This window comes from Rhodanobacter sp. FW106-HT46G03 (assembly GCF_058789895.1).
Genome location: NZ_JBYTCC010000001.1, coordinates 3,364,041 through 3,390,838 on the forward strand (window position 1 = coordinate 3,364,041; position 26,798 = coordinate 3,390,838).

The window sequence follows — 26,798 nt, forward strand, 5'->3', positions numbered from 1 at the left end:
CATCTTGCGAACTTGCAGCTGAGTGAGTTTGCGCAACCCAGCGTGGGCATAACCACTCTTCACCCTTTCCGGCGAAGGACATGTTGGCGGATTGAACCGATACACCGGCCGAGGAAGGTGAGGAAGCACGCAGCGCCGGAAATCGCATTCGACCGCGGCGAGCCCGTCGAACTCGCCACAGCGAACGTCGCAGCAGCGACTGAGGGGGCCTCCGGCCGGCGGCGGCCCTGAATTACTCCACCCGACCCACGCGCACGAAGAACGGCCAGCGCACCGCACGCTTCCGGTCGGGATCACCCCAGGCAACGGCCAGTTCAGGCGCAGCGTTCGCCACCGCGTCGACCCCGGTGCGCTTCGCGTGCCGCTGGGTTGCCGACCACGAGCGGAGGTAGGCGAGGAACTGGGCAAGGTTCCAGTCGGCGCGCAGCATGAAGCTCGGCGCATCCACCCGCTGATACGGAAACGGCAAGCCTGCATAACCCGCATCCACCAGTGCGCGCTCGGGTGGCCAATCGGGGCCCAGCGTATCGGTGTAAAGGTGCCGTTCGACGGCATCGACCGCACGGCTCACGCTGCAATTGCCGTAGGCGGAGATCGCCACGAGTGCGCCGGGTTTCGCCACGCGGCGCACCTCGGCATGGAAGGCCGCGCGGTCGAACCAGTGATACGCCTGCGAGACGCCGATCAGGCTTGCGCTGCCGGCCGCCAGCGTGCTGTGTTCGGCGGGCTCCACCCGGTAGTCGATGCGTGGATGCGCCGCGGCCTGCGCAATCTGCGCGGCACTGGGATCGGTGGCGACCACGCGCGCGAAATGCGCGGCAAGGCCCACACTGGCTTGGCCGTTGCCGCAGCCGGCGTCCCAGGCCAGCCCGCGATCCGGTGCCTGCTGTGCCAACCAGTCGAACCAATCGGCGGGTGGCACCGGGCGGGCGTCGCGATACAGCTCGGCGTGGCCGGAGAAGTGGTCCTTGAATTCCATGCGCAGACTCCGGTGACGACAGGTGCCGCGATTATTGCCGCTCAGCGCAGCACGCGCGTCTCGCCCGGCGCAAGTCCGTCCAACGCGTAATCGCCGATGCGCACGCGGATCAGGCGCAGGGTGGGAAAGCCGACCGCGGCGGTCATGCGGCGTACCTGGCGGTTGCGGCCTTCGCGCAGGGTGAGGGTGAGCCAGCTGGTGGGAATGGCCTTGCGGTAGCGCACCGGCGGCTCGCGCGGCCACAGCCAGCCTGGCTCGGCCGCGGGCTCGGCGTGCGCCGGGCGGGTCGGGCCGTCATTCAATACGACGCCGCGCGCGAGCGCGGCCAACGCCGCGTCGCCGGCAATGCCTTCCACCTGCGCCAGATAGGTCTTCGGCTGCTTGTGGCGCGGGTCGGTGAGGCGGTGCGCGAGCGCGCCGTCGTCGGTCAGGAGCAACAGGCCTTCGCTGTCGCGATCCAGCCGTCCAGCCGCATAGACGTCTTTTTGCCCGATGTAGTCAGCCAAGGTCGGGCGCCCCTGCGCGTCGGTGAATTGGCACAGCACGCCGTACGGCTTGTTGAAGGCGAGCAGCACGGGTGGCTCAGAACGGCCGCGGACACACCGACTGCAAGCCGTCGATGTGCTCGTGCAGGTCGGGGGCGATGCCTTGCCACATCGGATCGAGGATGAAGTCGATGCCTTCGCGACGCGCCAGCTTGGCCGCCGGAATGAAATCGGCGTCGCCGGCAATCAGCACGATCTGATCCACCAGGCGCTTGTAGGCCAGCGCGGCGATGTCGATGCCGATCTTCATGTCGACCTGGGTCTGGCGCATGTCGGGTTCGTAGTGCTCGTCGCGCAGGTCGGCCCAACGCAGGCTGCCGTCACGCAATTGCTGCAGCGTCGCGGGTTTCAGTTTCCACTCGCCGCGCTCGGCGAGACGGCCCAGGCGCAGCGCCATCTTGCGCTGGCGGCGCAACTGGTCATGCAGCTCGCGGCGAAAGGCGGCGGCGCCGCTCTTGCCGAAATCCACCGCCTCGCCGCTGACCGGGCGTGTCAGGACACGTTCCAGCGGCGGGCAATCGTAAAAAAAGATGCGGTACAGCGATTCACGCGGGCGGTCGAGCGCCTTCAGGTGTTCGAGCGTCATGCCAAACACGGTCTTGGCGACGGTGCGCGCGTCGCCCGCGTCGCGGTCGCTCCACACCTTGCGGTAGCGGGCAAGAAAAAAGGCGCCGTCGACGAGTATGGCGGTACGTTGCATAGGTGGTCCTCATGAACTTTCGGATGGTGGAGCGGCGCGAAACCAGGCACGCGTGGGCATTTTAGTTGATCGACCGCAACGCGCCGTTGATCGTGCCGGCCGCATACTCTCCAACCTCACCGTACATTGCGCCGGAGGCATCGCATGCAAACCCGCCAGCTTGGCCGCTCTCCGCTCACCGTGACGCCGTTGATGCTCGGCGGCAACGTGTTTGGCTGGAGCGCCGACGAGACCGCTTCGTTCGCCGTACTCGACGCCTTTGTCGCCGGCGGCGGCAACTTTATCGACACCGCCGACGTGTACTCAGCGTGGGTGCCGGGCCATCGCGGTGGGGAATCGGAAACGCTGCTCGGCAAGTGGCTCGCCAAAAGCGGCAAGCGCAACCAGGTGCTGATCGCCACCAAGGTCGGCAAATGGGACCAGCACGTCGGGTTGTCGCCGCTCAACCTGCGCACCGCGCTGGATGCCTCGCTGCGCCGGCTCGGCACCGATCATGTGGATCTCTACTTTGCGCATCAGGACGACGCCAGCATCCCCACCGTCGACATCCTCGGCGAGTTTTCGCGCCTGATCGAAGCCGGCAAGGTGCGCGCCATCGGCGCGTCCAACTTTACCGCCGGGCGCTTCCAGCACGCGCTGGAAACCGCGCGCCAACACCACCTGCCGCGCTACGAATGCCTGCAGCCGCAGTACAACCTGGTCGCGCGCAAGATCTACGAGAGTGAACTGGCACCGCTGGTGCGTGACGAAGGCGTTGGCGTCACTGCCTACTCCGCGCTCGCGAGCGGGTTCCTCACCGGCAAATACCGCAGCGCGCGCGACCTTGCGAAGAACTTCGCGCGCGGCGGCAGCGTGCAGCGCTACCTCACTCCACGCGGGCTTGCGGTGCTCGCTGCGCTGGATGCAGTGGCGGCGAGCCACCAGGCCACGCCGGCACAGGTGGCACTGGCGTGGCTGCTGACGCGCCCCGGCATCACCGCGCCGATCGCAAGCGCGACCAGCGTTGCGCAAATGCACGAGCTGCTCGGCGCGCTGACGCTGGAACTCGGCGCAGCGGACATCGCGGCGCTGGACGCCGCGAGCGCACCGCCTCAGCGTCCGGTGCCGCTGCTGGTGCTGCCAGCCGGGCTGGCCGGCGTGCTGGAAGCCGGCGCCGGGTCGTCGTCCAGGCTGCTGGGTGCTTCGACGGTGTAACCCTGCGCCGCAAGCTGTGCGAGGTAGCCGTGCGGCGACAGCAGCTCGTCCATCGGCAACATCGCGAAGCTGGTCGGGTTGGCCGCCAGCGCCTTGCGCGCGACGTCGAGCCATGCCGCGGCGAGGCGAGCCGGGACGTCGTCCAGACCGAGTTCGTGGGCGAAGCCGGCGCGGATCAGCGCGTTGACGCAGGCGTCGCGACGATGGCTGTCGGGCAGCGCGCGCAACGCGGCGAGGTCGCCGGTGGCCCAGGCGTTGGCGCGCTCGGTCATTGCCGGCAGGTCGTGCTCGATCGCGTCGAGCGTGCGGTTGAAGCACTCCATGTCGCTCGGCGCCGCGGCCTTGAACGCCTTGATCGCAGCGCGCGGCTGCTTGATCTCGACCTGATAGGTCACCGGCATTTCGGCCACGCCATCCTGCTTGGCGAGCGCGGCCACCGTGCCGGGCACGCCGCCGTTCGCGCTGAGGCCGTTGGCCTTGAGCGCCTTCTTGTACAGCTCCTGCGCCGCAAACAGCGGACGCCAGCGCTCGATGGCGCGATCGCTGCCAAGGTACTTGGCCTTGAGCACCTGCCAGCGCGCATAGGTCGGCGCGTCCATCACCTGGTCGAGCGTCTTGTCGTCCGGATTCTTGCGCGCGCCGTAGGCGCTGGGCAGCAGGAACAGCTTGCCGAAGAAGCCGACGTCGGCCTTGATCCTGATCTTCGGTTCGAGCAGCACCGCCTTCGATTGCGCCAGCGCCTGCTGCACATCGCGCGACTCCCACTGCATGCGCCCCGGCAAGGGCGAAAGCGTGCCCAGCACCCAGAGCACATGATCGCCGCGGCTCACCTTCCACAGGCCCGGCCCCGGCACCACGCCGCTGACCACCACCGGCGCCAGGGTCGGCACGCTGGCCGGCACCGGTGGCGGTGCGGTCTGCGCCATCAGCGGCAAGGCCAGCCAGGCCAGGGACAACCACCATCCGCGTTTCACGTCACGCACCTCGGATCCGGCAACGAAACGCGCCAATGCTGGGCCACCAGGGGTCAACCGTGCTTGAACGCGGATGCAAAAAGCCACCGGCCGCGAACGGCCGGTGGCCCGGGAATCGATCACCGCAACCGGCGCTCAACCGCCCTTGATCGGAAAGGTCTTGGTGGATTGCCCCGCTCCCGGCGCGGGGTTGCTGTTGTTGTTGCCGGCCGGCTGGATGGCGCGCGAGCCGCACTTGTAGGCGCCCCACGGCTGCTCACCGCCCTTGGGGTCGGCCAGCGGCTTGATGGTGTCGGCGTGCATGTCCGCCGCCTGGTTGCGCGCCATCACCTGCAGCTCGTCCTGCACCTTGATCTGGTTGCGATCCACCGGGCCGACGCGGTTCATCACCGACACCGTGATCTTGCCCAGATCCTGGCATTGCGAAACGTCACCGCTCCACACCGTGCGCACGTTCTGCGAGGCGGGTGTGGGGTTGATGCCCCAGGTGCAGCCGGCAAGCAGGATCGCGGGAATACACAGCGACAGGGTCTTGCGCATGAATCACTCCGTCTGGTTCGAGGGAAGGCCGGGCGCGGGTGCCCGGCCATCATGCTAACGCTACTTGGCAACCGGGTTGCCGTCGGCGTCGAGCACCTGCACCTCGCCAAGGTTCAGCGCACGCACCGGCGCCTCGATCTGCTTGAGGTCGCCCACGATCACCCAGGTCAGCGCATCGGGCTTGACCACCTGTTTAATCGCCGCCTCGGCGGCTTCCGGGGTGATCGCTTCCAACCGCGGCTTAAGTGTCCGCACGTAGTCATCCGGGCGTCCGTACTCGACGATGCCGTTCAGCGCACCCAGCACGGCGGCGGTCGTCTCGTAGCTGCCCGGCAGGGCGCGGATGCGCTGGTCCTTGACCTTGGCGATCTCCGCCGCGGTCAGCGGCTTGGCGCCGATCACGGCCCGCGCCTCCTTCAACACCTCGGCGGCCGACGCGGCGGTCTTGTCGGTTTGCACCGGCGCGTAGAACAGCATCGGGCGCTGGCCCTGCGCGTCCATCAGCATGCTTTGCGCGCCGTAGGCCCAGCGTTTGTCCTCGCGCAGGTTCATGTTGAGGCGCGAGGTGAAGGTGCCGCCGAACGCACCATTGGCCACGCCCATGGCGAGGTTGTCGGGGGCGCGGGTGGACGGCGCGAGCAGGCCGGCCATGATCAGCGACTGCGGCGCATCCTTGCGGTCGATCAGAAATACCCGCGGCCTGGCCTGCGCGGCCACGGTGGCGATGGCCTTGTGCGGCACTGCGCCGGCGGGCGCCTGCCAGTTGCCGAACGCGGCATCGAGCTGCGGAATGATCGCCGCCAGCGTGGTGTCGCCGGCCACCAGGATCTTGACGTTGTCCGGCCGCAGCCAGGTGCGCTGGTAGGCGCGCAGGTCACCGGCGGTCAACGCCGCAATGCTGGCCTCGGTGCCGGTGCCGGTGAACGGAATGCCGTAGGCGTGGCCGCTGCCGTACAAGAGCGGCGGCAAGGTGCGCAACGCCAGGCCGACCGGCTGGGTCTTTTCCTGCGCGATGTCGGCCAGCCACTGGCCGCGCACCCGCTCGATGTCGGCCGGCTTGAACGCCGGGTCGCGCACGATGTCGGCAAACAGCGCAAGCGACGGGGCGAGCTGGTCGTTCAGCGCGTTGAGCGACGCCACGCAGGTATCCAGTCCGCAACCGACACGGGTGATGGCGCCCAGCCGCTGGCGCGCCTTGGCGATGTCCACCGAATCGAGCTTCTGCGTGCTTTCGTTCATCAGGCGCGCGGTGAAACTCGCGGTGCCCAGCTTGTGGCCCTGGTCGGCGGCGTAGCCGGCGTCGAACAGCAAGCGCACCTGGGTCACCGGGATGGTGTGGCGCTCGGCCAGCACCACCTCGATGCCGTTGGCCAACCGGCCGCGCTCGATGTTGGGGAAGCTCAGCGCCGGGAAACTCGCCACCGCCGGCACACCCTTGGCGCGATCCACGTCGGATGCCGTCACCCGGTCAGCGTGTGCGGCCGGAGCCTTGGGCGCCGGCTTGCCGGCCACGGCCGCCAGCGGCTTGACCGCCTTGTCCTCGGCCGCTGGATCAAAGTCAGGGCCGGCGGGCAATACGGTCAGGAGGTAATCGCCCTTGCCGAGCCAGGCATCAGCCGCGGCCTTGATGGAAGCCGGCGTCGCGGCGTCGGCACGCGCAAGGTCGTCCTTGTAGGCGCCGGGGTTGCCGCGGTAGACCTGCCCCTCGGCGAGAATCACTGCCTTGCCGCCGAAGCCGCCGACCTTTTCCAGCCCGCGCACGAACTGCGCGCGGTTGCCGATCCTGGCGCGCGCCAGCTCGTCGGCGGTCGGGCCTTCTTTCAGGAATCTCGCCAGCTCATCGGCAATCGCCGTTTCGACTTTGGCCGGATCGACGCCCTGCTTCACGTCGGCCTGGATCTGGAACTGGCTGGCCAGCGCGAACGGGGCGAGGCTCGCCGACACATCGTCGGCCAGCTTGTCCCGATACACCAGCCGCTGGTACAGCCGCGAGGTCTTGCCGCCACCCAGCACGGTCGAGGCCAGGTCGAGCTGCACCGCGGCATCGGTGCCGAGCTGCGGCACCACCCAGGTGCGGTAGATGCGCGGCTGCGCCACGTGGTCGTGCTGCACGCCGCGCGTCGATGTTGCCAGCGGCGTGATCCACGGCTGCTGATGCGCCACCGGCGCACCGGCCGGGATGTCGCCGAAATACTTGAGTGCTTTCTCGCGCGCCTGCGCCACCGTGATGTCGCCGGCCAGCACCAGCGTGGTGTTGGCCGCACCGTAATTGGCGTGGAACCAGCCCTTCACGTCGTCCAGCGAGGCGGCATTCAAATCCGCCATCGAGCCGATGGTGGTGTGCTGGTAGGGGTGGTTGGCGGGGTAGGTGTTGGCGAGGATGTTCTCGTCCACGCGACCGTAGGGGCGGTTCTCGCCCTGGCGCTTCTCGTTCTGCACCACGCCGCGCTGGGTGTCGAGTTCCTTTTGCCCGATCGCGCCGAGCAGATGGCCCATGCGGTCGGATTCCATCCACAGCGCCATGTCCAGCGCGGTGGTAGGCACCGTCTCGAAATAATTGGTGCGGTCGAACCAGGTGGTGCCGTTCATGTCGGTGGCGCCGGCCAGCTCGAACGGCTGGAAATACGTGCCCTTGTGGTGCTCCGACCCGGAGAACATCAAGTGCTCGAACAGGTGCGCAAAACCGGTCTTGCCGGCCGGCTCGTCGGCCGAGCCGATGTGGTACCAGATGCTGACCGCGACGACCGGCGCCTTGTGATCCTCATGCACGATCACGGTGAGCCCGTTGGGCAGGGTGAAGCGGGTGTAGGCGATATCCGGAATCTGCTGCGAAGCAGCTGTTGCATGTGCCATGGTGGCCTCCGTGGTGACCGGCAGGCTGGCGCCGGCGACACCCAACAGCCCGGCAACCAGCAGGGCAAGGGGTTTGCTACCCATGGTGATGCTCCTTGTGTGCGGAACGCGAGAAGCTAGAGCAAAGCGCAAGTTCTTGACAGTGACGATCGACACCCGTGCGGGCAGATTCCGCAGGTCGACCGTACGGCGGCCAAGCTGAAGGAACCCTGCCGCAGCAATGCGGTCTCCGCCCTGTCTTCCGAACGGAGCGCCACGATGGAACGCGAAACGTTGACCCTGCGCGGGGTACTGGCCATGGCCGCCATCGCCTGCATGCTGGCCCTGGGTTCGATGCTGTGGCTGGGCGCGCCGGCGCCCATCAGCCGCCTCGAGTCGCTGACGGCGAACCATTCCATGCCGGCCTGCACGCCGGATACCGCCACGCGCTGCGACGCGGCGCGCGGCTGACGCGCGCGGCGCATGCCGCGATAATCGCGGCATGCTGCACGTCATCCTGCATCACCCCGAGATTCCGCCCAACACCGGCAACGCGATCCGCCTGTGCGCCAACAGTGGCGCCATGCTGCACCTGATCCGCCCGCTCGGCTTCGCACTGGACGACGCCAAACTGCGCCGCGCCGGGCTGGATTACCGCGAGTACGCCGAGCTTGGCGTGCACGACACGCTGGCTGATTGCCTCGCCGCACTGGGCACGCCGCGCGTGTTCGCGTTCAGCACGCGCGGCCGCGTACGCTACACCGACGCGCACTACGCCGAGGGCGACGCCCTGCTGTTCGGCTGCGAATCACACGGTCTGCCCGACGCCGTGCTCGACGCCCTGCCCCCGACGCAACGCCTGTGCCTGCCGATGCGCCCGCACAACCGCAGCCTGAACCTCTCCAACGCCGTCGCCATCGCGGTGTACGAGGCGTGGCGCCAGCTGGGGTTCGATGGAGCTGGGATTCGGGATTAGGGATACGGGATCGGGAAAGAGCGCCTCGTGGCAAGTCGTGGTGGTCCCGTGGGTAGGGTTTCGGCCCGACAGGCAATACGCGAAACGCCAGCCGGGTTGAAACCCGACCCACAGAAACGTCGTTCTCGCCACGGCTTGCTGTTGCGAATCCCCAATCCCGAATCTCGGCCGGCCCAATCTCCGCCGGCCCTGCCGGCTACAATCGCCGCATGACCGACTCCACCCCCAACGCCTGGCTGCCCGCGTCGTTGCGCAAGCTGGCCGGGCATGCGCTGGAAACCGCGCTGAACCACGCCCTGGCGCTGGATCCCGATACCCAGCAGAAGCTGGCGGCGCTCGACGGTCGCCGCGTGCAGCTCGAACTGCGCGGCCCGCAGCTGGCGCTGGGAATCGTCGTGGCCGATGGCCGCCTGCGCGTCGAACCGCCAGCCGCCGAACGCGAATCCGGTGCGCTGCACGTAGCGGCAACACCGGGCAGCCTCCTGGCCCTGGCATTGCGCCGCGGCGATGACGGCACGGCGCCGGGCAAGGTCGAGATCGCCGGCGACGCCGACCTCGCGCGCCGGCTGGAAAAACTCGCCAGCGCGTTCGCGCCCGATTTCGAGGAAGCCTTCGCGCGCAGCTTCGGCGACGTGCTCGGCGTGCCGCTGGCGCGCGCCATGCGCGACGCGCTCGCGCATGCAAGGGATTCCGCCGAACACCTGGTGGACGACGGCGCAGCGTGGTTGCGTGACGAAGCCCGCATGGCCATCGCACCGGGCGAAGTCGAAGCGTTCCTCGATGGCGTGGATGCGCTGCGCGAGCGCGGCGAACGGCTCGAGGCGCGTGTTGCGCGCTTGCTGGCGCGCAACGGGAAAACCGCGTGACCCCGCTCGCCGTCGTGCCGCGCCTGCTGCGCGTCGCCGCCGTGCTGCTGCGCTACCGGCTCGACGAGCTGGTCGATGCCACCCATCTGTTCCGCCCGTTGAAACTGCTGCGCCCGCTGCTGGGTGCGCCCAGCGTCGACGTGCGGCCGCTCGCGCGCGGTGCGCGCCTGCGCCTCGCGCTGACCGAGCTGGGGCCGATCTTCGTCAAGGCCGGGCAGGTGCTGTCCACCCGTCGCGACCTGGTGCCGGCCGACATCGCCGACGAGCTGGCGCTGCTGCAGGATCAGGTGCCGCCCTTCCCCGGCGCGGAGGCGCGCGCCATCGTCGAGCGCGAGCTCAAGGCGTCGGTGCCCACCCTGTACGCGAGCTTCGACGAGCGCGCGCTTGCCTCCGCCTCGATCGCGCAGGTGCACGCGGCGACGCTGCCGGACGGCCGCGCGGTGGTGGTGAAGGTGCTGCGCCCCGGCATCGACGCCAAGATCGCGCGCGACGTCGGCCTGCTGCGCTCGCTCGGTGCGCTGGCGCAGCGCTGGCACCCGGAGGCCGACAAGATCCGCCCGCTGGATGTCGTCGCCGAGATCGAGAAGATGCTCGAGAACGAGCTCGATCTGCAGCGCGAGGGCGCCAGCGCGAACCTCCTGCGGCGCAACTTCGCCGACGGCAAGGATCTCTACGTACCCGAGGTGCACTGGGAACTCACCGCCGCCCGCGTGCTCACGCTGGAGCGCGTGTACGGCGTCTCCTGCGACGACATCGCCGCGATCGACGCCGCCGGCATCGATCGCAAGATGCTGGCACGCAAGGGCGTGCGGGTGTTCTACGAGCAGGTGTTCCGCGACAACTTTTTCCACGCCGACGCGCACCCCGGCAACATCTGGATCGACCCGTCGCGGATCGCCGAGCCGCGCTTCATCGCGCTCGATTTCGGCATCATGGGTTCGCTGCCGGAGGCCGACCAGTACTGGCTGGCGCAGAACTTCATCGCGCTGTTCGAACGCGACTACGCGCGCATCGCGAAGCTGCACGTCGATGCCGGCTGGATGCCGCGCACGGTGCGGCTGGACGAGCTGGAAGCCGCGGTGCGCACCGTGTGCGAGCCGTATTTCACCCGTCCGCTGGCGCAAATCTCGCTGGCCGAACTGGTGGTGAAGCTGTTCCAGACCGCACGCCGGTTCCAGCTGACGCTGCAGCCACAATTGATCCTGCTGCAGAAGACCCTGCTCAACATCGAGGGCGTCGGCCGCCTGCTCGACCCGGAGATCGACATCTGGGCGGTGGCGCACCCGGTGCTGAAACGCATCCTGCGCGAGCGCTACAGCCCGCTGCGCACCTTTGGCGAAGTGCGCAAGCGCCTGCCCGAATGGTTCCACATGGCACCGCGCCTGCCGGGCCTGGTGCACGACGCGCTGGAACAGGCCGCACGCGGCGAGCAGCATTTGCTGGCCGACGTCGAGACCCTCGGCCACCAGAGGAAACTGGTGCGCAACCTGATGCGCATGCTCGCCTGCGGCCTGTTCGGCGCGACGATGATCGTCTGCGCCACGCTGCTGTGGGCGCTGGCGCCGCAACACGGTTACTGGTTGCCGCTAGCCATGGCCAGCCTCGGGCTGCTGGCCTTCGTCTACGGCTGGTCGCACCGCAACTGAGTTCGTCGGCGCCACCGCAAGCCCATACTCGCAGGAGTCCGTTCGCGGGCGATGCTCTTCGCAAAAAGCCCATCGTCCGCGAGCGCGCCCCTGCAACAACCCCGCACGCCCATGCCCGCCATCGACATTCTTTATCGGGACGACGCCCTGGTCGCCATCAACAAGCCCGCCGGCATGCCGGTGCATCGCTCGCAGATGGTGAACGACGCGCCGCATTACCTGGTGGACGTGCTGCGCGAACAGCTCGGCGGCAAGGTGTTGCTGGCGCACCGGCTGGATCGCGCCACCAGCGGCGTGCTGCTCGTTGCGCGGTCGAACGAGGTGGCCGCCGCGCTCGGCGCGCAGTTCATGCAGCGCACGGTGCACAAGCGCTACCTTGCGGTAGTGCGCGGCTGGCCGGAACCGGCGGAAGGCGTGGTCGACTATCCCTTGCCCGGCGCGCGTGAAACCGGCCCGCGCCACGACGCACGCACCCGCTACCGGCGCCTGGCCATGGTGGAGGTGCCGATTGCGCTTGGGCGCTATCCGCAGCAACGCTACGCGCTGGTCGAGGCCACGCCGGAAACCGGGCGCTTTCGCCAGATCCGCAAGCACCTTGCGCATCTGCACTACCCGATCATCGGCGACTGCCAGCACGGGCGCAGCGACCACAACCGCCTGTTCAAGCAGCACTTCGCCTGCCACCGCATGCTGCTGCACGCGTGGCAGCTGGAGTTCGCCCACCCGGTGAGTGGCGCGCCGATGACGCTGCATGCACCGCTGGATGCGGACTTTGCCGCCATCGTCGCGCGCTTCGGCTGGTCGACCGCGCTGCCGCCGCCGTCACACGGTGGCTGAAGCTTCCAGCGGCGGCACCGCGGTGGGCACGCCGTTCGCGTCCAGCGCAATCATCACGAAACGGCCGGTGGTGCAAATGCGGCGGTCGCCGGTGAGCGGGTCTTCGGCGGTCACCTCCACTTCCACCTGCATCGAACTGCGACCGACGCCGGTCAGCCGCGCCACCAGCTCCACCAGTTGGCCGGTGCGCACCGGCACGCGGAAGTTGACCTCCTCCGAACGCGCGGTTACCACCACCCGCCGCGCATGCCGCGAGGCCACGATGAACGCGGCCTTGTCCATCCACGCCAGCACCTGCCCGCCAAACAGCGTGCCAAGGTGATTGGTGTGGTCGGGAAACACCATTTCCAGCAGGCGGGCTTCGGGCAGGGCTGGAGGCATCGGGCGTGGCCGCAATGGGGAGACCTGCATTGTGCCGGCGCTTGTGGCACCGCGCCAAATCCGCCACCAACCTTTGGCATGGGTGGGCAGCCCGGCATCGGACTAGCATCCGGCGCTGGTGTGCACGTCGACAGGGTGACGAGATGACAGTGATGACAGGCAAAGCGTGCCTTCCCGGCGCGCTGGTGGCGGGTTTGCTGGCGGCCTCCCCCGGCGCCTTCGCGCAGGGGCAGACTTTCACCGCGCAGGATTACGCGCGTGCCGAGCGCTTCATGGTCTACGACGCCGCGCCGCTGGTGGACCACGACGTGCAGCGCGTGAAATGGCTGGACGCCACCCACTTCTGGTACCGCGACCACGACGCCCGCGGCGACCACGTGATGCTGATGGACACCGCCACCGGCAAGGCCGCGCCGGCGTTCGACCAGGCCAAGCTCGCCGCCGCACTGGCCAAGGTCACCGGCAAGCCGATGCCGGCGGACAAGGTGCCGCCACGCGGTTTCGATTTCAGCCTGCTGCCCGATGGCCGCTATGCCGTGACCCTTGCAGGCAAGCACTACACCTGCGATCTCAAGGGCGCCGGCGAATGCACCGCCAAAGCCGCAGCCAAGAGCGGCGACGAACCGGGCATTCTTTCGCCCGACAAGACCCGGCTCGCCTTCGTCCGCGACCACAACTTGTGGGTGCGCGACGTCGCCAGCGGCAAGGAAACCCAGCTCACCCATGACGGCGTGGCCGATTTCGGCTACGCCACGGACAACGCCGGCTGGATCCACACCAACCGCCCGGTGCTCAACTGGTCGCCGGACTCCAGGAAAATCGCCACCTACCAGCAGGATCAGCGCGGCGTGGGCGAGATGTACACGGTGAAAACCGAGGTCGGCCACCCGGTGCTGGATGCGTGGAAATACCCGCTGCCGGGCGATGCGAAGGTGTTCATGATCGAACCGGTGGTGATCGACGTCGCCAAGGGCCAGCTGGTGCGCGTCAAGCTGCCGCCGCAGCAGCGCCTTTCCAGCCTGTGCGACGACATCAGCTGCAAGAGCGACGGTCACTGGGACGACCTGAAGTGGGCGCCGGACAGCGCGAGCTTCGCCATGGTCAACAGTTCGCGCAACCGCCAGACCGTGTGGTACCGCGTGGTGGACGCCGCCACCGGCGCGGTGCGCACCGCATTCGACGAAACCGTCAAGACCTATTACGAAAGCGGCCACGGCGAGGTCAACTGGCAATATCTGCCCACCGCCGATGAGGCCGTTTGGCCGTCCGAACGCAACAACTGGAACAACCTCTACCTCTACAGCCTCAAGACCGGCAAGGCGCTCCACCCGATCACCACCGGCGACGGCAACGTTGCCGAAGTGCTGCACCTGGATCGCACCGCACGCGAGCTGTGGTTCGTCGGCGTGGGCAAGGTGCCGGGCGTCAACCCGTACTACCGGCAGTTCTGGAAAGTGAACCTCGACGGTGGCCAGCCGGTGCTGCTCACGCCCGAGGACGCCGACCACACCATCAGCATGGCACCCGACGGCAAGACCTTCGTGGACAGCTACTCGACGCCCGTCACGCCGCCGGTCACCGTGCTGCGCTCCAGCGCCGACGGCCACGTCATCGCCACCGTCGCCAAGGCCGACATCACGCGCCTCAAGGCCGCCGGCTGGGTGCCGCCGGTGCCGTTCACGGTGAAGGCGCGCGACGGCAAGACCACGCTCTACGGGCTGATGTTCAAGCCGACGAATTTCGACCCGGCCAAGAAGTACCCGATCATCGACTACGTCTACCCCGGCCCGCAGACCGGTTCGGTGCGCGGACGCAGCTTCCTGCCCGCGCGCGGCGACAACCAGGCCATGGCCGAGCTCGGCTTTGTCGTGATCGCACTGGACGGCATGGGTACGCCGTGGCGCTCGGCCGACTTCCACCACACCTGGTACGGCGACATGGGCGACAACACCCTGCCCGACCAGGTGGCCGGCATCAAGGAGCTGGCGCAGCGCTACCCGTGGATCGACGCCAGCCGCGTCGGCATCTGGGGCCACTCCGGCGGCGGCAACACCACGGCGGATGCGATGTTCCGCTACCCCGACTTCTTCAAGGTCGGCTGGGCCGAGTCCGGCAACCACGACAACCGCGTGTACGAAAACGACTGGGGCGAGAAGTACCAGGGCCTGCTCGTCACCAACAAGGACGGCAGCACCAACTACGACAACCAGGCCAACCAGGACATCGCGAAAAACCTCAAGGGCCACTTGATGCTGGTGCACGGCACCATCGACGACAACGTGCCGATCGAAAGCACCTACCTCGTCGCGCAAGCCCTCATCAAGGCCAACAAGAATTTCGACATGCTGGTCATCCCCAACGTCCACCACGGCTACGCCGCGGCAACGCCCTACGCCACCCGCCGGCGCTGGGACTACTTCGTGCAATACCTCGCCGGCAACACGCCGCCGAAGGAATACGAGCTGAAAAAGTGGCCGTGGTTCTGAACACAGCGGTTTGATGCGGGAGGCCGGGACCGGGGCGGATGCCCCGGCCCTTTTTTCTTGTGGTCTCATACCATGAGACGTGCAGGCGCTAAAAACGACAAAGGCCGGTTACCCGGCCTTGTCTGATTTGGTGCATCTTTCAGCTTTTGGCTGATCAGCTTGTTAGCGGAAAGAGCGCATTTCCTGATCTGCTAGTGTGGTCGAGGTTACGTGCGCCGCAAGGGAACGTCAAGGGGGATGGCATGGAAAAAATCGACTATCGGCTGGCGTTGGATTTGGGCGCCAATTCGCTGGGCTGGTGTGTCTATCGGTTGGACGCACACAGCGAGCCGGACAAGATCATCCGCATGGGTTCGCGCATCTTTTCGGATGGGCGCGACCCCAAGACGCTGGCTTCCCGCGCTGCTGATCGTCGCCAAGCGAGGCAGGCGCGCCGTCGGCGTGATCGTGTGCTCAAACGCCGACACAAGCTAATGCAGGCACTCATACGGTTCGGGCTGATGCCGGCCGATGCCGCAGAACGCAAGCGGCTACAGACGCTCGACCCCTACGCGCTGCGTGAGCGCGGTTTGGATCAGCGCCTGGAGCTGCACGAGCTGGGCCGAGCCCTGTATCACCTCGCGCGCAAGCGCGGTTTTCGCAGCAGCAGGAAGGACTCGCGCGACGATGAGTCGGCCAAGGAATCGGGCAAGGTAAAGCAGGCCATCGGCGCCTTGCGTAAGCGCGTTGTGGCGGCGGGTTGCCGCACCGTGGGCGAATACCTCGCCCGCGAGCATGCCGAACGCGCGCCGGTGCGTGCCCGTCGCAACAGCGATGGCGGTTACGTGCTCTACCTGCAACGCGCGATGGTGGAGGAGGAATTCGATGCCCTGTGGCAGGCACAGCAGCGCCATCATGCGAACACGCTGACCGACGCGGTACGCGAGGAGCTACGCGACATCCTGCTCTTCCAGCGCCACCTGAAGCCTGTTGAAGCGGGCCGCTGCCCATTCGAGCCGACCCAATACCGCGCTCGCCTGTGCGCGCCCCTGCAACAACGCTTCCGCATGCTGCAGGAGCTCAATCATCTGCGCGTACGCGATGGCATCGACGAGCGAGCGCTGACGCTGGACGAACGGAACGCCATGCTGGCCGACTTGGAGATGGACGCCGGCCCCAAGCCGGTGAGCTGGGCGCGGCTGGCCAAGGCGGTAGGCTTGCGCAAGGCGGATTTCAACTTGGGCCGCGATGAAAAACGACAAGGCTTGAAAGGTGATGCCGTAGGCGCGCGCTTCGCCTCCGATACGGCACTTGGTGATGCGTGGAAGCAACTGTCACCAGATCAGCAATACGCTCTCGCCGTGCTGGTAGCGCTGGCCGATCAGGTGTCCACGCTGCACACCGCATTGCTGGCATTGCCAGCCCATTCGGCTGCCAGCGAGGAGATTCTGAAAGGCATCTTTGCCAAGGAAGAGCGCGAAGTGGTGGCTGCTGCGTTGCAATCCCTGCCACTGAGCTTGAGCGACGCGCAGGCACACACCATAGCTGGCTTCACGCTGCCCGACGACTACGGCAGTCTGAGCCTGAAGGCGCTGGCGCGTATCGTGCCCGAACTGGAACGCGAGGTGGTGACTTACGACGAAGCCGTGCGGCGTGCCGGCTACCTGAGTCATTCGCAATTCCACACCGGCGAAATCTTCGACCGCTTGCCGTACTACGGGCAGGTACTGGCGGGCTACACCGCACCAACGCCCACCGCAAAGGACCCGGACGAACGCCGATACGGCAAGATTCCCAATCCTACTGTGCATATCGGCCTGAACCAGGTGCGATTGCTGGTGAATGCGCTCGTCAAGCGCTACGGCCCGCCGAAGCAAATCGTGATCGAGTTGACCCGCGAGTTTGGCGCCTCTGGCGAGAAGCGCCGCGAGATCATGGCCAAGCAAAAGGAGAACCAGGATCGCAACGACGGCTACGCGGAAGCCCTGTCGAAACTGGGCGTACGCAACAGCCGCGAGAACCGCCTCAAGCTGCAACTTTGGGACGAGCTCGGCAAGGACGACGCCATGGATCGCTACTGCATCTATAGCGGCAAGCGGCTGAGCAAGACCATGTTGTTCAGCGACGAAGTCGAAATCGACCACATCCTGCCGTTCTCGCAAACCCTGCACGATGGCATCGGCAACAAGATCCTGTGCATGCGGCAGGCCAATCGCGACAAGGGCAATCGCACACCGTTCGACGCCTGGGGTCACACAGAACGTTGGGCCGAAATCGAAGTGCGTGCCGAACGTCTACCGGCGCACAAGCGCAAGCTGTTCCTCGAAGGCGCACTGGAGGCCTTCCTTGGTGACCAGGATTTTCTTGCCCGCCACCTCACCGATACCGCCTACCTTGGCCGGGCGGCCAAGCAATACCTCACCTATGTGTGTAACAAGGACGAGGTATGGGTCTCCAGCGGCAAGCTCACCGGCATGCTGCGCGGCCACTATGGTTTGCCCAAACTGCTATGGAACGACGGCGCCAAGAACCGGAACGATCATCGCCACCACGCGCTGGATGCTGCCGTGATCGGCCTGTGCAGCCGCAGCTTGATCCAACGCATGGCCAAGGCGGCAGAAGCCGCCGAGCGTGATGGCAAGAACCGCCTGCTGGAACGGCTGGAACTGCCTTGGCCCGGCTACCGTGACGAGTTGAAGGCTTGTCTGGATGTCATCGTGGTGTCGCACAAGCCGGATCGCGGCGTGCAAACCGCCATGCACAAGGCAGGCAACTACGGGCTGCGCGGCAGCACGGATGACCCCGCCGAACGGCTTTACTGCAGCCATGTTCCCGTGGATGGGCTGAGCTATGGCAACGTTGCTCCGCCCACGGGCAAACCCGGTCGTCCCAGCCCGAAAGTGCGCGACCGAGCCTTGCGTGAACAACTGGCCACATTGCTCGAAGGCAAGTCGGATCGGGAAGCCAAACAAGTGCTGCAGGCGTTCTCGCGCGACACGGGCATACGGCGAGTGCAACTGCAACAGAACTTCGGCACCGCCATTCCCATCGTGAGCAGGCGCACCGGCAAACCCTACCGCTACGTGTTGCCGGACGAAAACTATTGCCGGGACATTGTCCGCAGACCGGATGGCAAGTGGGAAAGCCTGCTCGTCAATGCCTTCGACGCCAACCGGCGCGGGTTCGACCCCAACGCCAAGGTCTCCACGGATGGACGCCCGATCGTCATGCGCCTGCGCAAAGGCGACATGCTTGCCATCGAGGAAGACGGCCATACGCAGGTCATGCGAATTGCCATGTTCACCAACGAAGGGGTGGCGCTGGCAGAACACATGGAGGCAAACACATCGGAGCGGGATGCCAAGCATGTGGGTGGCTTCAGCTACCGTCGCGTGCTGCCGGAGCCGTTGCGCAAACTCAAGGCACGCCTTGTCGGCGTGGATATTCTGGGCTACGTCAACGACTCCGGCTCCAAGGACTGACATGATCGGCCGCATCGTCGAGATTGCCGGCGACGGGCGCTATCTGTCGCTGGATCGCGGCTTCCTCGTGGTCAGCCACAAGGGCGAAGAGGTGGGGCGAACACCTATCGACGATGTGGCGGCGCTGATCGGCAACGCCCACGGCTTGGTCTACAGCAACAACCTGTTGGTCGCCCTGGCCGAACGCGGAACGCCCTTCGTGCTATGCGGCACCAACCACAAGCCGGCGGGCCTGCTGTGGCCGGTGGAGGGCCATCATCGGCAGGCCGCGCGCATGGACGCGCAACTGCGCGCCAGCCTGCCCCTGCGCAAGCGCCTGTGGAAGGGAGTGGTGCAGACCAAAATCACCATGCAAGCCGCCGTGCTCGGCCTGTTCGACGGGCCGGAACTGCCGCTACGCCGGCTGGCAGGCAAGGTGCGCAGTGGTGACCCATCCAACATCGAAGGGCAGGCAGCGCGGGTCTACTGGGGGCTCTTGCTGGGCAAGACCTTCCGCCGCGACCGTGACGCACCCGGCATCAATGCCATGCTCAACTACGGCTACACCGTACTGCGCGCGCTGGTGGCACGACAGATCATGGCGGCCGGCCTGCACCCCGGCATCCCGCTGCACCACGCCAACGAAGGCAATGCGATGCGCCTGGTCGATGACCTGATGGAGCCCTTTCGCCCACTGGTGGACGCCTGCGTGCGCCGTTTGGCGGAGGCGGGGCACGTCGAACTCGATCCAGCCGTGCGTCGAGAGCTGGCCGTGCTGGGTACACGCAGCCTGCACACCACGCATGGCATCAGTCCGGTGGGATGGGTGGTGCAGCGCTTCATCGGCAGTCTGGCCCAAGCCTACGAAACCCCCGCCGCGCCGCTCGAATGGCCGTCCACCGACAAGGCCGCCTTGGCGTCACTGTGGGACGACTCGTATGACACGCACAAAGACGAGGGCGCCACCTGAGCGACGGCCGGCACCTCCGCTCTGCGCGTACCGACTGATGTGGATGCTGGTGATGTTCGACCTGCCCGTGGACACCGACGAGAACCGCAAGGCGGCGAACGACTTTCGCCACGACCTGCTCGATTTCGGCTTCGAGCGCTGCCAGTATTCGGTCTACCTGCGTTTCTGCGAAGGCCGTGAGCAGGCGGACACTTGGACGCGCCGCGTGCAAGCCGTGCTGCCATCCGGCGGCAAGGTCTACTGCCTGTACTTCACCGACAAGCAGTACGAGGGCATCGTTCGCTTCGAGCGGCGCCAGCGCCGCAAACCGATGAAAAACCCCGATCAATACCAGTTGTTTTGAGCCGCCATGACGCGGATTTCGCTAGCTCGACACCACGGTAAGCTCTTTGAAATCACGAACTTACCGTGGTGCGGAGCGTAGCAGATCAGGAAATGCGCTCTGGCCGGAACCATCAAGTGCATGGCCAGCCGCTTGTTGTCGAGCGTAGCAGATCAGGAAATGCGCTCTGGCCGGAACCTGCACCGTATGCGACCGGTCGTCACGTCGGAGCGTAGCAGATCAGGAAATGCGCTCTGGCCGGAACAGCAACGGCCACCCCGTGGAGCCAAGCCATGAGCGTAGCAGATCAGGAAATGCGCTCTGGCCGGAACTGGCGGAACCGTTATCGATCACGCGAAGGTGAGCGTAGCAGATCAGGAAATGCGCTCTGGCCGGAACCGGCTGTGCAACAACTACCCCGGCGCGGCGGAGCGTAGCAGATCAGGAAATGCGCTCTGGCCGGAACAATCAAGTCTAACACTGATACTATTCATGTGAGCGTAGCAGATCAGGAAATGCGCTCTGGCCGGAACCCTACAAAGCTCGCGTGTACGACATCAAGGGAGCGTAGCAGATCAGGAAATGCGCTCTGGCCGGAACGATTGTATACAGCTACGTCTTTAACGGTTAGAGCGTAGCAGATCAGGAAATGCGCTCTGGCCGGAACTCACTCATGGCTCGGCTCCTTCGGTGGGTTGAGCGTAGCAGATCAGGAAATGCGCTCTGGCCGGAACCGCGGTGCCCGCGACGGTCGTCTGGTACTTGAGCGTAGCAGATCAGGAAATGCGCTCTGGCCGGAACACTGCGGCCGGATCGGAGTTCCCCACCACCGAGCGTAGCAGATCAGGAAATGCGCTCTGGCCGGAACTGGTGGCATCCATCATGCGCAAAAACAACGGAGCGTAGCAGATCAGGAAATGCGCTCTGGCCGGAACAAAACGGTCGCGGAACGGTACGGCCGAAATGAGCGTAGCAGATCAGGAAATGCGCTCTGGCCGGAACAAGTTCGGGCTGTCCAACGCGGCCGCGGCACGAGCGTAGCAGATCAGGAAATGCGCTCTGGCCGGAACCGTGACGCGGGCATAAAGCGCACCCGTTGGGAGCGTAGCAGATCAGGAAATGCGCTCTGGCCGGAACCGTGCGCGCCGTCAGCTTCACCGGCGCCAGAGCGTAGCAGATCAGGAAATGCGCTCTGGCCGGAACGGACGACGCAGCGGCGAGATCAACCAGCGGGAGCGTAGCAGATCAGGAAATGCGCTCTGGCCGGAACGCTGCTGCCGATCTGCGCGCAGTCGCCGCTGAGCGTAGCAGATCAGGAAATGCGCTCTGGCCGGAACTGGAGTTGCGACACTCGGCGTGGCAAAAAAGAGCGTAGCAGATCAGGAAATGCGCTCTGGCCGGAACCGACTGCAGGCCGAGCAGCTTCGCGCCGGCGAGCGTAGCAGATCAGGAAATGCGCTCTGGCCGGAACGAATGCCCCGAGTGCCAGCACTCCCTGAGCGAGCGTAGCAGATCAGGAAATGCGCTCTGGCCGGAACCACCACCGCGCGCACCGACCACATCGCATCGAGCGTAGCAGATCAGGAAATGCGCTCTGGCCGGAACCAGATCGCTTTCCGCGGCGCCTTGCATACGAGCGTAGCAGATCAGGAAATGCGCTCTGGCCGGAACCGGCATGACCGGTCGCCGCATCGTGCTCGTGAGCGTAGCAGATCAGGAAATGCGCTCTGGCCGGAACTGACTATCTTACGGCAAGGCAAAGTGGTGTGAGCGTAGCAGATCAGGAAATGCGCTCTGGCCGGAACATGCAAACGAACTGGCTCAGCTCAAACGAGGAGCGTAGCAGATCAGGAAATGCGCTCTGGCCGGAACGCATTTCAGTTCCTTGATGGCAGCCCCGTAGAGCGTAGCAGATCAGGAAATGCGCTCTGGCCGGAACCTGTTGCTTGGTGCTTCCAACCGCTTCGCCGAGCGTAGCAGATCAGGAAATGCGCTCTGGCCGGAACCGCAGCAGGCTATCCGTGGCGGTGGCGATAGAGCGTAGCAGATCAGGAAATGCGCTCTGGCCGGAACGGCGCGACGCTGTACGTTACGCCGCTCGCGGAGCGTAGCAGATCAGGAAATGCGCTCTGGCCGGAACGACCGGCATGAACATATCCGCCGTAAGTTTGAGCGTAGCAGATCAGGAAATGCGCTCTGGCCGGAACAAGGGCAACAGCCTGCTCGCGCTGGGCAGCGAGCGTAGCAGATCAGGAAATGCGCTCTGGCCGGAACTCGTTCCGCACTTCGGTGGTGCCGCGCTCGGAGCGTAGCAGATCAGGAAATGCGCTCTGGCCGGAACATCTTTGATCGCGCCGCGCTCGGTGATCGTGAGCGTAGCAGATCAGGAAATGCGCTCTGGCCGGAACTTGTCGGCGCAGCGTCCGTCGGCGACATGGGAGCGTAGCAGATCAGGAAATGCGCTCTGGCCGGAACTGCGGACATGAGGCCCTGATTGCCCGCCATGAGCGTAGCAGATCAGGAAATGCGCTCTGGCCGGAACATGCATAACGCACCGTAATCGGCGAGGTGGGAGCGTAGCAGATCAGGAAATGCGCTCTGGCCGGAACCGTCGCGGTGCGCATCACTGTGCGGTGCGTGAGCGTAGCAGATCAGGAAATGCGCTCTGGCCGGAACGACGATCCGGCAGGGCAGGGACTGGATTGTGAGCGTAGCAGATCAGGAAATGCGCTCTGGCCGGAACTACCTCACCTGTCCGGATGGGCAAACGTGGGAGCGTAGCAGATCAGGAAATGCGCTCTGGCCGGAACTGACCCGCGAACTGCGGGACGGGCTGAGCAGAGCGTAGCAAATTAAGAACGCGCTCCGGCCGGTACAGCCAACGGCTCAGCCCACGCCACATCACGGCGAGCCAAGCTCCGGTGAGCGCCCTCACGTGATCTCCCGACTGCCCGCATTCGAACCGGCAAGATCATTGACTCGTCAATGTGTCGCCACCCGCTTGCGTGGGCGATCAGGCTTTTCTTGGCACAAGCTGTCGAATCCTCTCCGGTTGATGGCCTGACCACGCATCCATACCGGTCTCGACCACCGGCGCGCTGCGCCAGCCGGCTTCGATGAGGCGCGCACGTTGCGCGGGGTCGGCGGCGAGGTCGACGGTGGCGTAGGGGATGCCGAGCCGATCCATTTCGTGTTTGGTCTGTACGCATTGCGGGCAGCCGGGTTTGGCGTAGACGGTGACGTTCATGGGTTTCCTCGGTTGGGTGGGTTCGAGCGTTTCCCGGTGACGTCATGCCCGCGGAGGCGGGCATCCAGCCTGGTCTTGCCGAGCCGCCAAGATGGATTCCCGCCTGCGCGGGAATGACGTCAGTTTTCAAGTTCGGCCCATTGGAGTGGGCGAAGCTGCGGGCGGGGTCAAAACTCGACGGCAAACACTTCGTCTTCGTCGTCGCGGCGCATCACGCCGACCTTGTATTGCGCGGTGTCCTCCTCCTGGTTGGACGCCTGGATCTTGCTCATGTCGAGCCAGTTCTCCATGTACTTGAGCGGGTTCTGATCGACCAGCGCGAAACCCACGCGATCCTCCACGCCGAAGAAGCGCGCCACGTCGGTGGCGCTGTAGCGCACCCAGTCCTTCATCATGTCGCAGGTGACGCCGGTGAGTTCGCGGCCTTCGGAGAACGCGTAGTCGGTCCACGCCAGCTCGCTTTGCGTCACCTCGTCGATGAGCTGCACGATGCGCTCCCGGCACGCCTCGAAAGCGGCGCGTCCGCGCGCGGTCGCATACAGCGTGCGCAATACCTCCTTGCCGAATTGCACGTGGATCTCGAACTCGTCCTGCGCGACTTTCTGGATCGCCTTGCCGATCGGCTGGAACAGGCCGGTGCCTTCGCAGATGCCGAAGGTGACCGCAAACGAGGCCAGGAACTGGATGCGTTCCATGCACAGGATGGCGGCAACGAAGAGGTAGATGCGGTTGTACGTTTCCTGGTCGTTCGGCGCCACGCCGCGCGCGTAATCGTGGCTCGCGGCCAGGGCGTCGTCGAACACCGCGGCCACGGTCTTGAGCCGGCTCATCGCCTCTTTCACCGCGAGGATTTCGCCGAGCACGTCATTCGGATTGTCGAAGCTGTTGCGCACGATCTCCGAATAGGTCGCCGCGTGCACGATCTCGTTGCGGGAAATTTCCATCCACCCCGCCCACGCCTCGCTCGACGTGCAGACCGGCGCCAGCACGGCAATGAACGAGCGCGCGGCCACGCTGTCGGCCTCCCACTGCCAGGCGAGCGTCTTCACCAGCATGTCGTAGGTGGTCTTGTCGCAGCCCTTGAACTGGACGTTGCACGGCGCGTAGTCGAACTCGTTTTCGTCCCAGTCCTGCGCCTTGAGCGTCTTGTACAGCTTCCACAGCGCCGGATGCGCCTTGTTGATGGTGTCGAACAGGCCCGGGTCCTCGCCCAGGAGGATTTCCGGATTGGCGTGGTCGGTCTTGCCGGTGTTGAAAATCTTGGCAGGCAGTGGTGCGTTCACAGGGTGCAGCCCTCGCAGGCGGCGGCGCTGATGCTGCCGGCGCGGGCAATGGATTTGTCGGAGGCGACGTTGGAGTTGTAGTAGTAGCGGGTTTTCATGCCGTACTTGAACATCGCCAGGTATTGGCCCAGCAGTTCGCTGGAGCCGACCTTGGCGTCGTCCTTGATGCGCCGCCACAGGTCGGCGGAAATCGCCTGGTCGGTGAATTTCTGGAAGATTGCGTAGGCGCGGATCATGTCCAGCTCGGACACGTCCCAGGCTGACTGGTACTCGCACGCGTCATCGTCGCTGTCGGGCGCCGCCCAGCGGATGGTGACGTTGCCGTCGGTCTTGGCCAGCGTGGTGTCGCGCACCGGGTAGATCGAGTTGGGCTGGCCCAGCGCCTTGGATGAGGATTCGCCCGGCATGTAGGCGACGAGGCAGGAATGGCCGATGCCGCCGTTGGCGACGATCTCGCGACGTAGCGCTTCCCAGTCGTAGCGGTATTCGAACGGGCCGAGCTCGTCCACCGCGCGGTTGTAGCTGTCGATCGGCAGCCAGCCGTCGGGCCATTTGGTCTTGTGGATCCAGCGCGGCAGCCCGCGCTCGCGCGCGACGCGCAGCGAGGCCTTGATGGCGAAATACATGTGCCGCTCGGCAATGCGGTGCAGCTCGGCGCGGCCTTCGGGCGTGTCGTAGCGCAGGCGTTTGCGCGCCATGTGCGCGGCCACACCCATCAGGCCCACGCCCGCGTTCATGCGCGCCTTGGCGGTGACGCCGATGTGCGGCAGCGTGTAGGCGCTGTGCTCGATGCAGTAGTCGATCATCCTGAGCGTCAGGTACATCGCCTCTTCGTAGGCCGCGTCGTCGCGCTCGTCGATGCGGTCATACGCCAGCGCGCCAAGCGAGCACATCGCCACTTCCGGCTCGGCGTGCAGCGCCTCGATGCCGGCCACGATGCGGCCATCGGCCAGCGCATCGCCCGCTGCCAGCTCACCGGCAAACGCGGTGTGGCCATCCATGCGTTGCACGGCGGCATTGAAGTTGAAAGCCATCTCCGCACCATCGGCAAAACGCAGCGTGACGCTGCCCACCTCGTGGTCGGCGTAGAGGTCGCGCATGTCTTCGTACGCACGATTTGGTTCGCAGATTTCCAGGCACAGATTGCTGGAGTGGATCGCCTCCTTGAACGGCGTATGGCGGTTCATCTCGTCGATGTTGCCGAGATAGGCCACGCCGGTTTCCAGCGCCTCGTTGAGCGCGGTAAGCACCAGCTCGCGCGGGCGGAAGCACTGCTTCTTGAATGCGTCATCGTGCTCAAGCCGCTCGTACTCGCGCTTGAACGCGGCCGCATCGCCGCCGAAAAACAGCTCGGTCAAACGCGGCGCGGTGTACACGTTGAACGCGAACGCCTCCTCGTTGCGCGCGACTTTTTCCGCAAACAGGCGATTGGTGAGCAGCGCGTAATGCAGGTCGCGATTCTTGCGGTCTTCGGTGGAGCGCGGATTGCGCAGGTAGGCGATGGTTTCCGCCTCGGGGTCGAAACCGGAGTAGTACGAGGTGCACGCGCCGCCGCGCCCGGCCTGCATGTTGGCGTGCACCGCCTTGCCCAGCGCGGCGAGGTAGGGCAGCTTGCCGTGGTGCTCGATCAACCCGCCGCGCACCGGATCACCCTTGCTGCGCGTGATGAGGTGCGCGCCGATGCCGGCCGACACCGCGGTCATGCGGTAGGCGATGTGGTCGCCGATGGCCAGCGAAGCCTCGCTGTCGCCGGCGACGTACAGGCAGCACGAGGCAAAGCCGCGGTGACGGGTGCCGAGGTTCACGTAGTTCGGCGTGGGCGCCGAGATCGCCTTGTGCGAAAAGCCCGCGTAGAAACGCCGCACCAGATCGAGGCGTTCGCCCTTCGGGGTGCCCTGCGCCAGCGCCATCGCCATCCGCATGTAGACGAACTGCTGGGTTTCGTACTCGGCGCCGGTGGTGCGGTTCTGCAGCGCGTATTTCTTGCGGATGTAGTGCAGCGCGAAGTGCGGCGTGGCGTAGTCGCGCGCGTGGTCGATGAAGGTCTCGATCGCGGCGTAATCGGCATCGTCGTAATCGAGCTGGCGCAGGATGCCGGCGGCGACCATGCGCTGGTGCAGCACCTTGACGCTGGGTATGGCCGCGCCGTGGATGGTCTTGTGCAGGTGCGCGGCGTAGAGCCTGCCGGCCATCAGGTAATACGACCAGGTCCCGCGATCCAGGCAATTCTGGATCAACTGCTCCTGCAGCTGCGCGCTGGTGGCGGTGTCCGGCATCGCGCTGACGGCGCCGATGACGATGCTGCTCCAGTCCACCCGGGCGCCCAGCACGGCAGCGGCCCACTGGCCCCAGCCGTTGAGTTTTTTCGGCTGATAGGGCTCGCGCCGGCCATCGCGCTTGATGATGGTTTTCAGCATGCCGCGCAACGGCGGCGTGGCGGGCGGGGATTCGACGACAACCGCCGCGTCAACCGGCGGCGGCAAAAGATCCAGCACTTGCATGGCGGGCTCTCCGAAGCGAGCCGCGGGCGGATGACCACCGCGCGACCTCACGCGACAAATCCCTGCTCCCGCGCGCAGG

General features: G+C 66.0%; 20 protein-coding genes and 1 CRISPR repeat array. Of the genes, 10 read left to right on the forward strand and 10 right to left on the reverse strand.

The genetic code is table 11. The annotated features are described in order from the left end of the window. Nucleotides 1-232 precede the first annotated feature (232 nt). The 3 genes from AC3WP6_RS15020 to AC3WP6_RS15030 are packed head-to-tail and all read right to left on the reverse strand — an operon-like array spanning nucleotide 233 to nucleotide 2,224. The gene (locus AC3WP6_RS15020) at nucleotides 233-979 is read right to left on the reverse strand and encodes a class I SAM-dependent methyltransferase (RefSeq protein ID WP_492628418.1); all 747 of its coding nucleotides are present in this window, start codon (nucleotides 977-979) and stop codon (nucleotides 233-235) included. 41 nt (nucleotides 980-1,020) lie between these two features. Then, nucleotides 1,021-1,554, reverse strand: coding sequence for a pseudouridine synthase (locus AC3WP6_RS15025; protein ID WP_492628419.1), 534 nt, complete (start codon nucleotides 1,552-1,554; stop codon nucleotides 1,021-1,023). A gap of 7 nt (nucleotides 1,555-1,561) precedes the next feature. After that, a complete protein-coding gene (locus AC3WP6_RS15030) occupies nucleotides 1,562-2,224 on the reverse strand; it encodes an NYN domain-containing protein (RefSeq protein WP_492628420.1) in 663 nt (220 codons plus the stop codon). A gap of 144 nt (nucleotides 2,225-2,368) precedes the next feature. Between AC3WP6_RS15030 and AC3WP6_RS15035 the strand changes: the two genes are divergently transcribed. Further along, entirely contained in the window at nucleotides 2,369-3,418 is a 1,050-nt protein-coding gene (locus AC3WP6_RS15035) for an aldo/keto reductase (RefSeq protein ID WP_492628421.1), read from the forward strand. Here the strand turns inward: AC3WP6_RS15035 and AC3WP6_RS15040 are convergent. From AC3WP6_RS15040 to AC3WP6_RS15050, 3 genes are all read right to left on the reverse strand, one after another. Next, nucleotides 3,316-4,392 carry a TraB/GumN family protein gene (locus AC3WP6_RS15040; protein ID WP_492628422.1) on the reverse strand — a complete coding sequence of 359 codons (1,077 nt, stop codon included), beginning with the start codon at nucleotides 4,390-4,392 and terminating at the stop codon, nucleotides 3,316-3,318. The genes AC3WP6_RS15035 and AC3WP6_RS15040 overlap by 103 nt on opposite strands. A 135-nt stretch (nucleotides 4,393-4,527) precedes the next feature. After that, the gene (locus AC3WP6_RS15045) at nucleotides 4,528-4,932 is read right to left on the reverse strand and encodes a DUF4156 domain-containing protein (protein WP_492628423.1); all 405 of its coding nucleotides are present in this window, start codon (nucleotides 4,930-4,932) and stop codon (nucleotides 4,528-4,530) included. A gap of 60 nt (nucleotides 4,933-4,992) precedes the next feature. Continuing rightward, on the reverse strand, nucleotides 4,993-7,869 hold the full coding sequence (locus tag AC3WP6_RS15050; protein WP_492628424.1) for a M16 family metallopeptidase: 2,877 nt from the start codon (nucleotides 7,867-7,869) through the stop codon (nucleotides 4,993-4,995). 174 nt (nucleotides 7,870-8,043) lie between these two features. Between AC3WP6_RS15050 and AC3WP6_RS15055 the strand changes: the two genes are divergently transcribed. From AC3WP6_RS15055 to AC3WP6_RS15075, 5 genes are all read left to right on the forward strand, one after another. Then, nucleotides 8,044-8,235, forward strand: a complete 192-nt coding sequence (locus AC3WP6_RS15055; RefSeq protein WP_492628425.1) for a hypothetical protein — start codon at nucleotides 8,044-8,046, stop codon at nucleotides 8,233-8,235. A 31-nt stretch (nucleotides 8,236-8,266) separates the two neighbouring features. Then, nucleotides 8,267-8,740, forward strand: a complete 474-nt coding sequence (locus AC3WP6_RS15060; RefSeq protein WP_492628426.1) for a tRNA (cytidine(34)-2'-O)-methyltransferase — start codon at nucleotides 8,267-8,269, stop codon at nucleotides 8,738-8,740. A gap of 209 nt (nucleotides 8,741-8,949) precedes the next feature. After that, nucleotides 8,950-9,606: a ubiquinone biosynthesis accessory factor UbiJ gene (locus tag AC3WP6_RS15065; protein WP_492628427.1), complete on the forward strand. Its 657-nt coding sequence runs from the start codon at nucleotides 8,950-8,952 to the stop codon at nucleotides 9,604-9,606. Continuing rightward, complete coding sequence (gene ubiB / locus AC3WP6_RS15070; RefSeq protein WP_492628428.1) at nucleotides 9,603-11,252, forward strand: ubiquinone biosynthesis regulatory protein kinase UbiB; 1,650 nt, start codon at nucleotides 9,603-9,605, stop codon at nucleotides 11,250-11,252. Before AC3WP6_RS15065 ends, ubiB begins: the two co-directional genes overlap by 4 nt. 111 nt (nucleotides 11,253-11,363) lie before the next feature. Next, nucleotides 11,364-12,089: a pseudouridine synthase gene (locus AC3WP6_RS15075; protein WP_492628429.1), complete on the forward strand. Its 726-nt coding sequence runs from the start codon at nucleotides 11,364-11,366 to the stop codon at nucleotides 12,087-12,089. Here AC3WP6_RS15075 and AC3WP6_RS15080 read toward each other — a convergent pair. Beyond that, the gene (locus AC3WP6_RS15080; protein WP_492628430.1) at nucleotides 12,075-12,470 is read right to left on the reverse strand and encodes an acyl-CoA thioesterase; all 396 of its coding nucleotides are present in this window, start codon (nucleotides 12,468-12,470) and stop codon (nucleotides 12,075-12,077) included. The genes AC3WP6_RS15075 and AC3WP6_RS15080 overlap by 15 nt on opposite strands. 143 nt (nucleotides 12,471-12,613) lie before the next feature. Here AC3WP6_RS15080 and AC3WP6_RS15085 point away from each other — a divergent pair, with 143 nt between their 5' ends. The 4 genes from AC3WP6_RS15085 to cas2 all read left to right on the forward strand — a co-directional run bounded on the left by AC3WP6_RS15085 (nucleotide 12,614) and on the right by cas2 (nucleotide 19,709). Next, a complete protein-coding gene (locus AC3WP6_RS15085; protein ID WP_492628431.1) occupies nucleotides 12,614-14,956 on the forward strand; it encodes a S9 family peptidase in 2,343 nt (780 codons plus the stop codon). A 242-nt stretch (nucleotides 14,957-15,198) separates the two neighbouring features. Beyond that, on the forward strand, nucleotides 15,199-18,417 hold the full coding sequence (gene cas9 / locus AC3WP6_RS15090; RefSeq protein ID WP_492628432.1) for a type II CRISPR RNA-guided endonuclease Cas9: 3,219 nt from the start codon (nucleotides 15,199-15,201) through the stop codon (nucleotides 18,415-18,417). 1 nt (nucleotide 18,418) lies between these two features. Next, nucleotides 18,419-19,366, forward strand: a complete 948-nt coding sequence (gene cas1, locus AC3WP6_RS15095; protein ID WP_492628433.1) for a type II CRISPR-associated endonuclease Cas1 — start codon at nucleotides 18,419-18,421, stop codon at nucleotides 19,364-19,366. 43 nt (nucleotides 19,367-19,409) lie between these two features. Further along, nucleotides 19,410-19,709 carry a CRISPR-associated endonuclease Cas2 gene (gene cas2 / locus AC3WP6_RS15100; RefSeq protein WP_492628434.1) on the forward strand — a complete coding sequence of 100 codons (300 nt, stop codon included), beginning with the start codon at nucleotides 19,410-19,412 and terminating at the stop codon, nucleotides 19,707-19,709. A 73-nt stretch (nucleotides 19,710-19,782) separates the two neighbouring features. Continuing rightward, nucleotides 19,783-22,498: direct repeats of the CRISPR family, unit length 37 nt; unit sequence GAGCGTAGCAGATCAGGAAATGCGCTCTGGCCGGAAC. 203 nt (nucleotides 22,499-22,701) lie between these two features. Here the strand turns inward: cas2 and AC3WP6_RS15105 are convergent. The 3 genes from AC3WP6_RS15105 to AC3WP6_RS15115 form a co-directional block, all read right to left on the reverse strand. After that, entirely contained in the window at nucleotides 22,702-22,935 is a 234-nt protein-coding gene (locus AC3WP6_RS15105) for a glutaredoxin family protein (protein ID WP_492628435.1), read from the reverse strand. 167 nt (nucleotides 22,936-23,102) lie between these two features. Beyond that, nucleotides 23,103-24,218 (reverse strand): ribonucleotide-diphosphate reductase subunit beta, encoded by a 1,116-nt coding sequence (locus AC3WP6_RS15110; protein WP_492628436.1) that lies wholly within the window; start codon nucleotides 24,216-24,218, stop codon nucleotides 23,103-23,105. After that, nucleotides 24,215-26,719: a ribonucleoside-diphosphate reductase subunit alpha gene (locus AC3WP6_RS15115; protein WP_492628437.1), complete on the reverse strand. Its 2,505-nt coding sequence runs from the start codon at nucleotides 26,717-26,719 to the stop codon at nucleotides 24,215-24,217. Before AC3WP6_RS15115 ends, AC3WP6_RS15110 begins: the two co-directional genes overlap by 4 nt. Nucleotides 26,720-26,798: the final 79 nt, after the last annotated feature.